We start from the raw sequence: 14,107 nt of genomic DNA on the forward strand, positions 1-14,107 counted from the left end.
CGCCATTATGCTTACCAGATTCCAATCTACCGGCCTTGCGGCTGCTCTGCTGATTTCGGCCGCCGCTGCCGCCTGCGCCCCGACGGTGAAGATCGAAGCGCCCGACAAGCCCATCGAGATCAACCTGAACGTCCGGATCGAGCAGGAGGTGCGGGTCAAGCTGGAGCGCGACGTCGACGACGCCATCCGCAACGACCCCGCTCTGTTCGGCCTGCCCGCCGACTCCACGACCTCTTCCACGAAGGGGAAGAAGTGATGAAGACCGATTCCATCAGCCGCCGCCGTTTCAACCGGCTCGCCCTGTCCGCGCTGGCCGCCGGACTGCTGGTGTCCGCCATGCCGCAGCTGGCCTTGGCGCAGGATGCGCTGGCCGCCGCCAAGGCCGCCGGCCAGTTGGGCGAGCGTCCCGACGGCATGGTCGGCGTCGTCCCCGGTGCGCCGGCCTCGGCCCAGGCGCTGGCGCAGCAGGTGAACGCCCAGCGTCTCGCCCGTTATCAGGAGATCGCCAAGGGCAACGGCACGGCTCTGGACAAGGTCCAGGCGGTGGCCGGCCAGCAGTTGATCGAGCGTACCCCGGCCGGCCAGTTCGTGATGACCGCCTCGGGCCAGTGGCAGCGCAAGTGACCTCCGTATCCGTGTCCGGCCAACGCGCCGTCGCCGACCTGCGCCGCCGTCTGGCCGGCAAGCCCGGCGACGGCGCGCTGCTGTCGGCCCTGTTCTCGGCCCTCGACACGCTGGGTCAGGCCGGCACGCCGGAGGAGGCGGTCGCCCGCTCCAACCTCGGCGAGGCGTTGCGGCGCCAGGGCCGCCTTGCGGAAGCGGAATCGCATCACCGCAAGGCCTTGGCTTGGCTGCCCGATTTTGGCGGCAACCATTACAATTGGGGCGTGACCCTCCAGGCGCTTGGTCGCCCGGCGGAGGCGGCCGCCGCCTACGGCGAGGCCGCCCGGCTGATGCCCCAATTCGCCCCCGCCCCCTGCAACCAGGGCGTCCTGCTGCGCGAGCTTGGCCGGCTGGACGAGGCGGAACCTGCCCTGCGCCGGGCTCTGGAGCTTGATCCGACCCTGGTGCCCGCCCGGCTGGCCCTGGCCGCCCTCCACCGAGACCGCGGTGACTTGGACAAGGCCGCCGCCGGCTTTCGTGCCTGCCTCAGCCTGCGGCCCGATCTGGCCGAGGGGCAGGCGAACCTCGCCCTGACACTGAAGGAACGCGGGCAGCGCGGCGGCTCGGCGGAAGACGGCGCGGCGAGCATCGTCGGCTTCGAACGCGCGCTCCGCATCGGCCTGCCCGACGCCGGCGGGGTGCTGGCCCAGCTGGTTCAGCAGCGCCGCCATCTCTGCCGCTGGGACGGGTTGACCGCTCTGTCGGGCAGGCTGGTCGAGCTGGTGCGGGAGGGGCGGACGCAGCAGGCCCATCCGTGGATCTTCCTCGGCGAAGGGGCGGGACCGGCACTGGAGCGCGCCTGCGCCGAACGCTATGCCGCCTGGAAGACGCGCGGCATCCGCACCGCTTTTCCGACCCGCAGCATCCGCGGGCCAAAGCTGCGCATCGGCTATCTTTCCGCCGACTTCCATGAACATGCGACCGCGATTCTGATCGCCGAACTGATCGAGCGGCACGACCGCGAGCGTTTCGAGATCGTCGGCTGCTCCTATGGTCCCGATGACGGCGGCCCGTTGCGCCAGCGGCTGGTCGCCGGGTTCGACCGCTTCATTGACCTGTCCGCCATGACGGACGGGGAGGCGGCCGGCCTGATCCACGAGGCCGGCATCGACATCCTGGTCGACCTCAAGGGCCACACCCAGAACGCTCGCCCCGGCATCGCCGCCCATCGCCCGGCGCCGATACAGGCACAGTGGCTGGGCTATCCGGGCACGCTGGGCAGCCCGGCCGTCGACTATGTCATCGCCGATCCGGTGGTGGCCCCGGCCGAACACCAGCGCTTCTACAGCGAGCGCATCGTCCATCTGCCCGGCAGCTACCAGCCGAACGACCGCAAGCGCATCATCGGCCCGGTGCCGGCCCGCGCCGACTGCGGGCTTCCCGACGACGGCGTGGTCTTCTGCGCCTTCAACGCCTCCTACAAGATCGGCCCTGAACTGTTCGGCCGCTGGTGCCGGATTCTGGATCGCGTTCCGGGATCGGTGCTATGGCTGCTGGAGGGGCCGGCGGAGGTCGCGGTCAACCTCCGGCGTGCGGCAACGGAGCGGGGGGTGGCACCGGAGCGGCTGGTCTTTGCCCCGCGCCTGCCCGGCCCTGCGCATCTGGCCCGCCACCGGCTGGCCGACCTGTTCCTCGATTCGAGCCCCGTCGGCGCCCACACCACGGCGAGCGACGCGCTGTGGGCCGGCCTGCCGGTGCTGACGGTCCTTGGCCGCTCCTTCGCCGGGCGGGTGGCCGCCAACCTGCTGCACGCGGTCGGACTGCCGGAACTGGCGGTGTCGGACTGGGACGCGTACGAGGCGACGGCGCGGCGTCTGGCCGGGCAGCCCGCCGAAATGGCGGCATTGAAGCTGCGGCTGGAGCAGGCGCGGGGCACCGCGCCGCTGTTCGACACCGGCCGCTTCGCCCGGTCCATCGAAGCGGCCTACGCCACGATGTGGGGTATCCACGCGGGTGGAGAGTCGCCGCGCGGGTTCGCCGTTCCGCCTCAGGGATAGGCGCAGCGGTCGCCAGTGACCTCCACGAAGGAGCGCTGGGAGGCGGCGATCGTGAAGCGGTACTCGCTGTTGTCGACCACCAGCGACTGGTGCAGCGGCAGCACGCCGCTGACGGTCGTGCCCTTGCCGCCGATGCCGGTGATGCGGATGGTCACCGGCTGGCCCGGATCGAACCAGCTTTCGGCATTGCCCTGCGCATTATGGGCCGACTGCCCTTCGCCGGTGACGGTCACGGTGCCGTTGCCGAAGGTCACGCCGCGCGAGCCGCCCTTCATCAGCGGGGTGGTCAGCGTGAACCGCTTGGTGTCGGTCGGCTGGCAGTTGCGCGGAATCTGCGCCTGCGAGATGACGAAGGCGAGACGGTTGGCGTCCAGGCCGCCTTTCAGGCGTTCGGACACCAGTTGCGTCAGCTTGGCGAGGTCGCCGGTCGGCACCTCGCGCTGCAGGCGGCCTTCCAGCTCGCCGACGCGCGCCTCCGCGGTGCGGGCGGCGTGCTGCATCTGGCTGGCCAGCAGTTCCAGCTCGGCCTTCTGGCGCGACAGGGTGGCGATCTCCTCCCGCAGGGTGACGTCGCGGCCTTTCAGCTGCTCGATCCCCATCTGGTAGGAAAACAACCCGACACCGAGCACCAGTGCCGCCAGCAGCACGAACTTGATCACGCCGGCCCGCATGCGTTTGCGGTAGCGTCTTTCGTAGTCGTAACGTCCCAGGGTCATGATTCCGGTCGCGGCGGGCTGTCTCGTCGGGCGTTAATGGCTAACGGCAACGGCCAAGGGATGCAACCCCCTGGCCGTCGGTGACCGCCGCCTTTTCCCACCGATCCGCGCTTACTGGTTGGCCGAACTGCCGCCCAGGAAGCTGGCGTTGATGCCGGGGCTCTTGAACTCGCCGACATTCTTGAAGACCAGACGGAAGAAGATGGTGTTGCCGTCCTTCTCGCCGGTCGTGCTGACAGTGTAGTCGCGGCGCGCGATGGTCTGGAAGACCAGGCATTCGTCGGAATAGGACAGCACGGCAAGGCTGGAGCGCGGACCCGGCTGCGGCTCCATCGCCTGGGTGTGGCTGACGCCCAGGCTCCAGTAATCGGTGAACTGCGACGACACCCCGAAGCTTGCCTGCTCGACCCGGTTGCGGGTGACCGCGTTGCGCGCAGTGGTCTGGTCGACATAGGTGTAGGACGTCGACAGCCGCAGAAGCGGCACGCCGGCCGTCGCGTTCAACGAGTGGCGGCGCGGACGGAAGGTCTCGTGGTCGACGCGGAAGCCGTAATTGACGTCCAGCCAGTCGGCCGGCTGCAGGTCCAGGCGGCCGACATAGTCGGACACCCGCTCTTCCAGGCCGGAATCGCCGGTGAAGCCGACATTGCTGTCGGTCAGGCGGATGCTCTGGCCCAGGAACAGGCTGGCCGACCCCTGGCTATTGCCGTAGATCGCCGTGCGCAGGCCGTAGGTGAAGCGCATGCCGTCGTCCAGCCGGTCGATGCCGGTGAAGCGGTTGGGCTGCAGCAGGTTCACGTCGTCGAACTCGACGTCCAGGCTGTCTTCGTTCGGGAAGACGCGGCCGTTCGGCAGCTTCGGCGCGAAGGTCAGCTGCCCGATCGGCTCCACCAGCTGGGACGAGCTTTCGCCATAGCGGACGAACGGATAGCGGACGGTGGCCTGCCCCTGCGGGAAGAAGCGGAAGCGGCTGATGTTGTCATTACCGCGGGTCGTCGGATCCGCAGTGTTGAACTGCTGCGCGGTATAGCCGGCGACCAGCACGCTGCCCGACAGGGTGGTGACGAAGCCGGCGTTGGAGACGATGTTGCGCTCCCACCCCGGCTGCGCCATGAAGCGCTGCGTGTCCGGGCCGGCATTCTTGAAGCGCGACACCGCCAGCAGGCTGGTATCGAACGACCAGCGGCCGCCCAGCAGGCTGCCCGGCTCGCCCAGCGCGTTGTACTGCGCATAGGGCAGGGCGACCGGCTCGGGAACGGTGTTGCCGTACCGCATGTCCTGGAAGCTGTAGCCGGTGATCGCCGCATAGTTCCGCCCGCGGAAGCCCTCCACGTAGGCCTTGCTGGTCAGGTAATCTTCGCGGAAATCGTAATAGCGGCGCAGGAAGGTCGGGTCGCTGGCCCGCTTCACATCGAAGCCGGCGCGCCAGGTCTCGTCGATGTCGAACAGGCCGCGCGCCGCGACATAGCCGCGGGTGCGCGTTTCCTTCGGCACGATGGTGGTGTTGGCCACGTCGCCGCGGGTGATCGCGCCTTCCAGTTCCAGGCGACCGCTCTCGAACCGCTTGCGGTACTGGCCGCCGAGCAGCGGACCCTGCTGCGAATAGTAATGCAGGTCGAAGGTGGCGTCCTGGTCCGGCGCGATGTCCCAGTAATAGTGGGTCTTGAGGATCGCGCCGAGATTGGAGTTGTTGCCGAAGGACGGCGTCAGGAAGCCGCTCTTGCGGTCCACCGACGGATCGGGATGCGACAGATAGGGCGTGTAGGCGACGGGGATCCCGAAGATCTCCATCGTCGCGTCCTTGTAGCGGACCTCGTGCTCCTCGTTGTCGTGAACGATGCGCACGGCGCGGATCTGCCACAGCGGCGGACGGGTCGGGTCTTCCTTGCACAGGTCGCAAGGGCTGTAGACGCCGCGGTTGACGCGCGTCAGGCGGCCCTCGCGCCGCTCGCCCTCATTGCCGGCCATGCGGCCGTTGTCGGTCATCAGGACGCGGATGTTCTCGATGAACACGTCCTTCAGATTGTCGGTCAGTTCGGCATAATCGGCGAAGATGATGTCGCCCGACGGCTCCACCAGCCGGATCTTGCCTGTGGCGGTGACGACCTTGGTCTTCTGGTTGTAGGTGATCTTGTCGGCGCGGACGCTGCGCTTGCCCTGCGCAAGCTCCACATTGCCGCTGGCGGTGACGACGCTGTTCACCTCGTCGAAGGTGACCTGATCGGCGGTCAGCAGGACCGGTTCCTGCTTGGACGCGGTACCGGTAGCGTTCCCCTGGGCGGCGCTTCCCTGCACGGCCGCGGCATCCGGCTTCGTTCCCGGAGCCCGGGTCGCGGGCGATTGGGCGTTTGCCGAATCCGGAATGGCCAGATCCACGACGGCAATCCCGCAAGTCACCATAAGCCCGACGATGCCGGAGCGCATGATGAGGGAGGCGGCGGTCGGAGCTTTGGCGCGGGCGCGCCGGGAGACGTGCTTGGGCATGGCTGAACGATTGGGGGAAGCGAAAGCCCAAGTCAACGGTTTCAGAGCCCTTCGGCGGGCAATGTCACCGTGTCGCCATGCGCCCTGTGGCAGCACTGCCGCAGCCGCCGCGGCCCGATGGGCGGCGACGGCTGCGGCACTTCATCCGATTTCTCTCAAACGACCCGGAAGTTCTTGAACTGCCAGGGGTCATCCTCGTCGATGTCCTCAGGGAACAGGACATTGCGGTCCTGCAGCGGCGTCCAGTCGCCATAGGCGCCGACCACCTCGCCGAGATAGGGGGTGGCAATGTCCAGCACCCGGCGGAAGTCCACCTCGTCCGGTTCCACGAGGCCCCGATTCGGGTTCTCCAGCGTCCAGACGATGCCGCCCAGAACGGTGGAGGTCACCTGCATCGAGGTGGCGTTGTTGTAATGCGCCAGCGACCGCGCCGTGTCGATGTCCAGCCGCGAGCCGTACCAATAGGCGCCCTTGGGATGCCCCATCAGCAGGACGCCAAGCTCGTCCATCCCGCCGGAGATCTCGTGCATCATCAGCCGCTGTTCGGCCTGCATGTTGAAGTTCTTGCCGGCCAGTTCATGCAGCGACATCACCGCGTCGTCGCAGGGGTGATAGGCATAGTGGCAGGTCGGGCGGTAGACGACGGTGTCGCCCTCGCGCACGGTGAAATAGTCGGAGATCGAGATCGATTCGCTGTGGGTGATGAGGAAGCCGTGGAACGGCCCCTCCAACGGGGTCCAGGTGCGCACGCGCGTGGCCGCACCCGGCCGCATCAGATAGATGGCGGAGTCGCAGCCGAACTCGTGCCGGCGGCCGTCGGGCGGCAAGGCCTTCTCATGTGTGCCCCAGCCCAGTTCGGCCGGCTGGCAGCCCTCGCTGACGAAGCCGTCGATGGACCAGGTGTTGACGAACTCACCGATCTGCTTGGGCTGGTTCGACACCTGGGTGTCGCGCTCCGCCACATGGATGGTCTTGATCCCCAGCTTCTGCGCCAGCCGTCCCCAGCCGTCGCGGTCGGTGGGGACATCGGTCTCGACGCCGGTGTCGGCGGCGATGTTCAGCAGCGCCTGCTTGACGAAATGCGACACCAGACCCGGATTCGCCCCATGGGTGATCAACGCGGTCGGGCCGCCTTCGAAACGGCGGCGCAGCGCCAGCGCCGATTCGCGCAGCGCATAGTTGGAGCGCAGCGACGGCGACAGGTTGGAATCGGTATAGCCGCCCGCCCACGGTTCGGTGCAGGTGTCGGTGTAGAAGGCGCCGACCCGCTGGCAGAATTCGATCAGCGCGATCGACGACACGTCGACCGACAGATTGACCAGGAAATCGCCCTTGTCGATCAGCGGCTTCAGAACCTGGAAGAAATTGTCGTTGTCCAGCGGGTTGTTGTGGAAGGCGACGCCGTAAAGCTCCGCCTCCTCCCGTCCGCGCTCCTCGGCGGTGACGATGGTGATTCGGTCGGCCGTAAGTCCGTCGATGTGACGGAGAAGCAGCGGCAAGACACCCTGGCCGATCGAACCGAATCCAACGATGACCATGCGGCCTGTGAACGTGCAGAGCTTCGTGTCCAGGGCCATGATTTTTTGTCTCCCCGAGGTAGTTTAGGCCAACGACATAGCCCGACGCTCCCGCCCACTTCGGAGAAGAGGAATCGGGATGCGCCGGGCCACTGAATGTTACGGATGTCTTTACGCTTTATCCACGGAAAACCGGCTTCATTTTCAGGCCGCGCAGGAGCGCAGCTCGTAGCCGGGGGTGGCGAGCAGCGGCGCGTCCGACACTTCGACGACCCGCGCCTGATCGAAGCCGTTGAAGGCGGTGCGCAGGCAGGAGCCATAGGCGCCGAGCTGCCCCAGCTCGATCCAGTCGCCGGCCTTCACGTCAGCCGGCAGATGGAAGGGGCCGGCCATCTTGTCGGCGCTGTCGCAGGTCGGGCCGTAGAAGCTGAAGGCTTCGCTCTCGGTGTCGGTCATCGCCTCGAACGGGCGGATCAGCCGTGCCGGGAAGCGGAAGCCGGGCACGCCGGCATCCGACAGGGCGCCATAGACGCCGTCGTTGATGAACAGCTCGGCTCCACGCCGCTTGACCACCTGCACCACCAGCGAGACGCCGGGGGCGACCAGCGCGCGGCCGGGCTCGCACCACAGGCGGCAGTGCGCCGGCAGGTCGATGGCGGCGATCCCGCGGGCGATGGCGGCCATGAAATCGCCGAGCGGCGGCGGGGTGACGCCCGGATAGGACACCGGGAAGCCGCCGCCGACGTCCAGCACGTCGATGGCGACGCCGCTCTCCGCGATGACGCGGCCGGCCAGCGCGATGGCGCGCTCGTAGGCCGACGGGTCGAGCATCTGCGAGCCGACATGGAAGGACAGCCCGACCTTCGGCGCCACGGCGCGGGCGGCGCGCAGCAGGTCCACCGCATCGGCCGTGGCGGCGCCGAACTTGCCCGACAGATCATAGACCGCGTTGCCCTTCGGCAGCGCCAGCCGCACGACGAGGCCGAGGTCGGCGGCACCGTCGGTCTCCGCCAGGATCTTGTCCAGCTCTTCCCGGCTGTCGAGCACGAAGTCGCGGACGCCATACTGGTGGTAGGCGTTGCGGATGGCCTGACGGCCCTTGACCGGGTGCATGTAATGCAGGACGGCGTCGGGGAACATCTGGCGGATCAGGCGGATCTCACCGGGGGAGGCGACGTCGAAATGGCGCACGCCGCCGGCCCACAGGGCGCGCAGAACCGCCGGCTCCGGGTTGCACTTCACGGCATACAGAACGTCGCCGCCAGGGCCGACCGCATCGGTCGCACCGGCGAAAGCCGCCAGGAAGCTGCCGGCGGTGTCGGCCAGCACGCCGGGGCGGATGCAGTGCATCGGCTCTTCCGGGCGGTGCAAGGCGACGGCCTGGGTCACGGTCGAACGGCGGCCGGTGGACAGCGAAACGGCGCTGCTGTCGTTCAGGCCGACGCGGCGGAGCGGGGTGACGGCGGAACGGGAACGCAGGAAACCCATGGCGCACTCCTATCCCCGGACGGTGGCGTGCAGGCCGGCCCGGTGAGCAGACGGCGATTCCCGGCCGCGTCACGAACCGGCCAGCACAGGGCTTGGGCGCGGGTGGCGCAGTGGAATCGGCGATTGATCGGATTTTTGGAAAGGGGGGAGACGGAAATAGCCGGTGCGAGCAGCGGCCCCGGGCTGTGAAGCTCCAGGCAACAGCGCGTCGTTTACCGGCTAAAGGGCTACCGTCTCACAGCCCCGCCGTGGGCAGCGTACATACTGACCTCCCTCTCGGGACCGGCCCACTGGAATGGCCGGTTCTGCCAAAAAGGACGCGGTACGTCGTAGCATAACCACAGAGGGCCATAGGCACGTGCGGGTGCGTCGTGCCGATTGATTTACGCTTTTCCGCCCGTGATTCAAGTGAATTTTTTGGGACGGAAATGGGGCGGAGTCAGGCCGCCTCCACAGCTTCCGGTTCGAAAAGCGGGAAGCGCGCGGCGATGGTGTCGCCGGTCGGCGTTGCCACCCAGCCGTCGGGCCGGCTGAAGAAGCGGATGGTGGTGAAGCGCGGCCGCGGCCCCATGTCGAACCAGTGCGGCGTGCCGGCAGGAATGCTCAGCAGGTCACCCGCCTCGCACACCACGCGGAAGACCCGCTGGTCAAGATGGATGTAGAAGGCGCCCGTGCCCTCCACGAAGAACCGCGCCTCGTCCTCGTCATGGGTGTGTTCGTACAGGAACTTTGCGCGCAGGGCCTCGACACCGTCGGTCTTGGGAGTGACGCGAACCACGTCCACGGTGCAGAAGCGGCGGCCAACCTTCAGCCGGTCGATGGACGCGGCATAGGCCCGCTGCACGGTGTCGCCATCGGCGGAGGCGGGCAGGGGGGCGTCGGCGGTCCAGCGTTCGTACAGGATGCCGATATGGGCCAGATGGCCCGCCATCAGCGCCGGTTCGGAGGTGCGGAGTTCCGGCCGGCGGGCATCGCTTTCCAGATAGACGGTCAGGTTACTCAACGCGTGCCCTCCTGCCGATCGAACCGCTACAGCCTGAGGCGCGGGAAAGCGCAACGCAATAAGGCGAATCGCTGGCGCGACCGTTCGCCGCGCCATCAGCGGCTGCGCTGCAGGCCGGCCGTCACACCCACCGCGATCAGGATCAGCAGCCCGACGAAGGCGGCGACCCCGGTCCAGCCGAAGCCGTGCCAGAACAGCCCGCCCAGCGTTCCGGCGACCGTGGACCCCAGATAGTAGCAGAACAGATAGATCGACGAGGCCTGCCCGCGCGCCACCGCCGCCCGCCGGCCGATCCAGGCCGACACGATGGAATGGGCGCCGAAGAAGGCGAAGGTGAACAGTGCGATGCCGGGGGCGATGGCGAACAGGCTGTCGATCTCCATCATTGCCAGTCCGGCGACCATCAGCGCCACCGCCGCCGCCAGCGTGCGGTTCGATCCGAATCGACCCGACCAGCCGCCGAACAGCGGCGAGCTGACCACGCCGAAGCTGTAGACCAGGAAGACCGCACCGACGATGGCCGGCCGCAGCTCGAACGGCGGTTCACTCAGGCGAAAGCCGATATAGTTGAAGACGGTGACGAAGCCGCCCATCAGCAGGAAGCCGAGCGAGAACAGACCGAGCAGCGCCGGGTCGGTCAGCAGCCCGCGCCACGCCCGCACCAGCGCCGGCAGCCCGGCGGCGCGGCGGACGAAATGGCGCGACGGCGGCAGGGCGAGCCAGACGGTGACGGCCGCCGCCACCGCCAGCGCCCCGACCACCCCCACCGCCAGCCTCCAGGTGCCGAGATCGGTGACGACGGCGGTCAGCACCCGGCCGGACATCCCGCCGATGGCGGTGCCGCCGATATAGAGCCCCATGGCGACGCCGGCCGATTTCGGATCGACCTCTTCGGAGACATAGGCCATCGCCACCGCCGGCAGGCCGCTCAAGGCCAACCCCTCCAGTGCGCGCACCGCGAGGAATCCGTGCCAGCCCGGCATCAGCGCGCCGATGATTCCGAGAATGCCGGCGCCGAGCAATGCCGCCACCATCACCGGCTTGCGCCCGATCCCGTCGGAGATGGCGCCCGCCACCAGCAGCGCCACAGCCAGCACGCCGGTGGTCAGCGACAGCGACAGGCTGGATTCGGCCGGCGTCACCCCGAACTCCTGCACGAACTCCGGCAGCAGCGGCTGTACGCAGTACAGCGTGGCGAAGGTGGAGAAACCGGCGACGAACAGGATGCGGCTGGCACGGCGATAGGCGGGGGTGCCGGCTTGCAGATAGGCGGTTTCTGCATCGGCCTGGGCACCGGTCTCGATCTCGTCGCGCACGCGCTCGGCTCCGTTTTTCTGGCATTGGCACCGTCCATTGCGGCGCACAACAGACATTGCCCTGTCGTGCCCGTCGGTTCCAACAACAGCCGGGGCGCAGCCGCCATGCCGTTTGCGCAGATCCATATGGACCGTGTGGATGGACGGGCTTGCACTGGACCTTGGCGGGGTCGCGCCGTATAACCAATCCCCCACCCAATTCGTTGATTGTTCGAGCCATGCACGACCTTCGCGCCATCCGTGAGAATCCCGAAGCCTTCGACCGCGGCCTTGGCCGCCGGGGATTGGCGCCGATGTCGTCCTCCGTGCTCGACCTCGACGGCCGCCGCCGCGCCGCGCAGACCCAGATGCAGGAGATGCAGGCCCGCCGGAACGAGGCGGCGAAGGAAATCGGCCTCGCCAAGCGCGAAGGCCGCGATGCCCAGCCGATCCTGGACGAGATGGCGACCCTGAAGGAGCGCCTGCCCCAGGTCGAGGAGGAGGAACGCGCGCTCGGCGCCGAACTCGACGCGATCCTGGCCGGCCTGCCCAACATCCCGGCCGACGACGTGCCGGAGGGGCCGGACGAAACCGCCAACGTCGAGGTCCGCCGCTGGGGCACCCCGCCCGACATCGCCAACCCCAAGCAGCATTACGAGCTGGGCGAGGCGCTGGGCCTGATGGACTTCGAGGCGGCGGCCCGCATGTCCGGCGCCCGCTTCACCGTGCTGAAGGGCGGTCTGGCCCGGCTGGAACGCGCGCTCGCAGACTTCATGCTGGACATCCACACGTCCGAGCATGGCTTCACCGAGATCGCACCGCCGCTGATGGTGCGCGACAACGCCCTGTTCGGCACCGGCCAGCTGCCGAAGTTCGAGGAGGATCTGTTCAAGACCACCTCGACCGACCATTACCTGATCCCGACCAGCGAGGTGCCGCTGACCAATCTGGTCAACGACCAGATCGTGGCGTCGGAGGAGCTGCCGCTGCGCTACACCGCGCTGACCCCCTGCTTCCGCGCGGAGGCCGGGTCGGCCGGGCGTGACACCCGCGGCATGATCCGCCAGCACCAGTTCTGGAAGGTGGAGATGGTCGCCATCACCACGCCGGAACAGTCGGAGGACGAACACCAGCGCATGACCCGCTGCGCCGAGACGATCCTGGAGCGGCTGGGCCTGCCCTACCGCACCATCGTTCTATGCACCGGCGACATGGGCTTCTCCTCGCGCAAGACCTATGACGTCGAGGTCTGGCTGCCCGGTCAGAACGCCTACCGCGAGATCTCCAGCATCTCCAATTGCGGAGATTTCCAGGCGCGGCGGATGAAAGCCCGTTGCAGGCCGAAGGGCGAGAAGCAAACTCAATTCGTGCACACCCTCAATGGATCGGGTGTGGCGGTCGGGCGCTGCCTGATCGCGGTGCTGGAGAACTACCAGCAGCCCGACGGTTCGATCCTGGTTCCCGAAGCGCTCCGTCCCTACATGCGCGGAGTGGAGAGGATTTCCATCTGATGTTCGACCTGCCGCTCGACCTGTCCCGGACACGCATCCTCGTCACCAACGACGACGGCATCCATGCGCAGGGATTGAAGGTCCTGGAAGCCATCGCGCGCGAGCTGTCCGACGACGTCTGGGTCGTCGCGCCGGAGATGGAGCAGTCGGCGGCCAGCCATTCGCTGACCATCAACCGGCCGCTGCGCCTGCGCAAGCTGGACGAACGCCGCTTCACCGTCGACGGCACGCCGACCGACTGCGTGTTGCTGGCGGTCAATCATGTGATGAAGGACGCCCGTCCGACGCTGGTGCTGTCCGGCGTCAACCAGGGCTCCAACATCGGCGAGGACGTAACCTACTCCGGCACCATCGCCGCGGCGATGGAAGCGACGCTGCTGAACGTCCCCGCCATCGCCATGAGCCAGCATTACGAGCCGGGCCAGCCGATCGACTGGTCCGCCGCCGCCGCCCATGGCGCCGACGTGGTGCGCAAGGCGGTGACGGTGGCCTGGCCGAAGAACGTGCTGCTGAACGTCAACTTCCCGGCCCGCCCGGCCGAGGAAGTGACGGGCATCCAGGTGGTGCGCCACGGCAAGCGCAAGATCGGCGACGAGCTGTTGGAGCGTGTGGACCCGCGCGGCAAGCCCTATATCTGGATCGGCACCCTGCGCGGCGAAGCCGACGTGGCGGACGACACCGACATCCATGTCGTGTTCAACGGCGGCATCTCGGTGACGCCGGTCTACCTTGACCTCACCCACACGCCGACGCTGCAGACGTTGAGGCAGGCCTTCGTGTGACATACAACCCGCGCAAGATCCGCTTGCTGATGGCCCTTCGCGGGGCCGGCGTCACCGACACCAAGGTGTTGGCGGCCATCGAGCGGATCCCGCGCGAGCTGTTCGTCCCGGAAGCCTTCCAGGACCGGGCGTGGGAGGACACGGCACTGCCGATCGACCTTGGCCAGACCATCAGCCAGCCGCTGGTGGTCGGTCTGATGACCCAGGCGCTGGAGCTGCAGCCGCGGCATCTTGTCCTGGAGGTCGGCACCGGCTCCGGCTATCAGGCGGCGGTGCTGTCGCGGCTCTGCCGCCGGGTCTTCACCATCGAGCGGCTGAAGCCGCTTCTGTGCGAGGCGGAGGCGCGGTTCAAGGCGCTCGACATCGGCAACATCACCACGCGGCTCGGCGACGGGACGCGGGGCTGGCCGGAGCAGGCGCCCTTCGCCCGTATACTGGTCACAGCCGCCGGTGGGCCGGAGCCGCCAAAAGACTTGACGGATCAACTCGCCGTTGGTGGTGTCTTGCTCATTCCGTTGGGGGCCGATCACCGCGACCAGAGGGTCGTGCGTTTCCGGCGCTCCGAAGCTGGCCTTACCCGGGAGGACCTGTGGCCCGTCCGTTTCGTTCCGCTGCTGTCCGACCCGCCGCAACCGGTCCGTTCCGCATGAA

Annotated in this window: 12 protein-coding genes; 6 read left to right on the forward strand and 6 right to left on the reverse strand. The window is 67.9% G+C overall.

The genetic code is table 11. From position 1 onward, the window contains the following. The first annotated feature begins 7 nt into the window (after positions 1–7). The 3 genes from M5E06_RS05270 to M5E06_RS05280 are packed head-to-tail and all read left to right on the forward strand — an operon-like array spanning position 8 to position 2,660. Entirely contained in the window at positions 8–256 is a 249-nt protein-coding gene (locus tag M5E06_RS05270; protein ID WP_252137406.1) for a YnbE family lipoprotein, read from the forward strand. Further along, a complete protein-coding gene (locus M5E06_RS05275) occupies positions 256–624 on the forward strand; it encodes a YdbL family probable chaperone protein (protein ID WP_252137407.1) in 369 nt (122 codons plus the stop codon). The genes M5E06_RS05270 and M5E06_RS05275 overlap by 1 nt, the downstream gene beginning before the upstream one ends. After that, entirely contained in the window at positions 621–2,660 is a 2,040-nt protein-coding gene (locus M5E06_RS05280; protein ID WP_252137408.1) for an O-linked N-acetylglucosamine transferase, SPINDLY family protein, read from the forward strand. The genes M5E06_RS05275 and M5E06_RS05280 overlap by 4 nt, the downstream gene beginning before the upstream one ends. On the opposite strand, the gene M5E06_RS05285 is transcribed toward M5E06_RS05280, so the two are convergent. The 6 genes from M5E06_RS05285 to M5E06_RS05310 all read right to left on the reverse strand — a co-directional run bounded on the left by M5E06_RS05285 (position 2,651) and on the right by M5E06_RS05310 (position 11,184). Next, a complete protein-coding gene (locus M5E06_RS05285) occupies positions 2,651–3,376 on the reverse strand; it encodes a PilN family protein (protein ID WP_252137409.1) in 726 nt (241 codons plus the stop codon). The genes M5E06_RS05280 and M5E06_RS05285 overlap by 10 nt on opposite strands. A gap of 111 nt (positions 3,377–3,487) precedes the next feature. Continuing rightward, positions 3,488–5,671 (reverse strand): LPS-assembly protein LptD, encoded by a 2,184-nt coding sequence (locus M5E06_RS05290; protein ID WP_252137410.1) that lies wholly within the window; start codon positions 5,669–5,671, stop codon positions 3,488–3,490. A gap of 344 nt (positions 5,672–6,015) precedes the next feature. After that, positions 6,016–7,437 carry a homospermidine synthase gene (locus M5E06_RS05295; protein ID WP_252137411.1) on the reverse strand — a complete coding sequence of 474 codons (1,422 nt, stop codon included), beginning with the start codon at positions 7,435–7,437 and terminating at the stop codon, positions 6,016–6,018. 144 nt (positions 7,438–7,581) lie between these two features. Next, entirely contained in the window at positions 7,582–8,865 is a 1,284-nt protein-coding gene (locus tag M5E06_RS05300; RefSeq protein ID WP_252137412.1) for a type III PLP-dependent enzyme, read from the reverse strand. A 439-nt stretch (positions 8,866–9,304) separates the two neighbouring features. Further along, entirely contained in the window at positions 9,305–9,868 is a 564-nt protein-coding gene (locus M5E06_RS05305) for a 1,2-dihydroxy-3-keto-5-methylthiopentene dioxygenase (RefSeq protein WP_252137413.1), read from the reverse strand. A gap of 95 nt (positions 9,869–9,963) precedes the next feature. After that, entirely contained in the window at positions 9,964–11,184 is a 1,221-nt protein-coding gene (locus tag M5E06_RS05310; protein WP_109154597.1) for an MFS transporter, read from the reverse strand. Between the two features lie 218 nt (positions 11,185–11,402). On the opposite strand from M5E06_RS05310, the gene serS reads away from it, so the two are divergent. From serS to M5E06_RS05325, 3 genes are read left to right on the forward strand one after another with little or no spacing between them, the layout of a single operon-like run. Beyond that, positions 11,403–12,674 (forward strand): serine--tRNA ligase, encoded by a 1,272-nt coding sequence (gene serS, locus M5E06_RS05315; RefSeq protein WP_109075690.1) that lies wholly within the window; start codon positions 11,403–11,405, stop codon positions 12,672–12,674. Further along, positions 12,674–13,456, forward strand: a complete 783-nt coding sequence (gene surE, locus M5E06_RS05320) for a 5'/3'-nucleotidase SurE (RefSeq protein ID WP_252137414.1) — start codon at positions 12,674–12,676, stop codon at positions 13,454–13,456. Before serS ends, surE begins: the two co-directional genes overlap by 1 nt. Further along, positions 13,453–14,106 carry a protein-L-isoaspartate(D-aspartate) O-methyltransferase gene (locus tag M5E06_RS05325; protein WP_252137415.1) on the forward strand — a complete coding sequence of 218 codons (654 nt, stop codon included), beginning with the start codon at positions 13,453–13,455 and terminating at the stop codon, positions 14,104–14,106. Before surE ends, M5E06_RS05325 begins: the two co-directional genes overlap by 4 nt. Position 14,107 lies beyond the last annotated feature (1 nt).

Origin of the sequence: Azospirillum sp. A1-3 (genome assembly GCF_023806445.1) — a bacterium.
Lineage (GTDB): Bacteria > Pseudomonadota > Alphaproteobacteria > Azospirillales > Azospirillaceae > Azospirillum.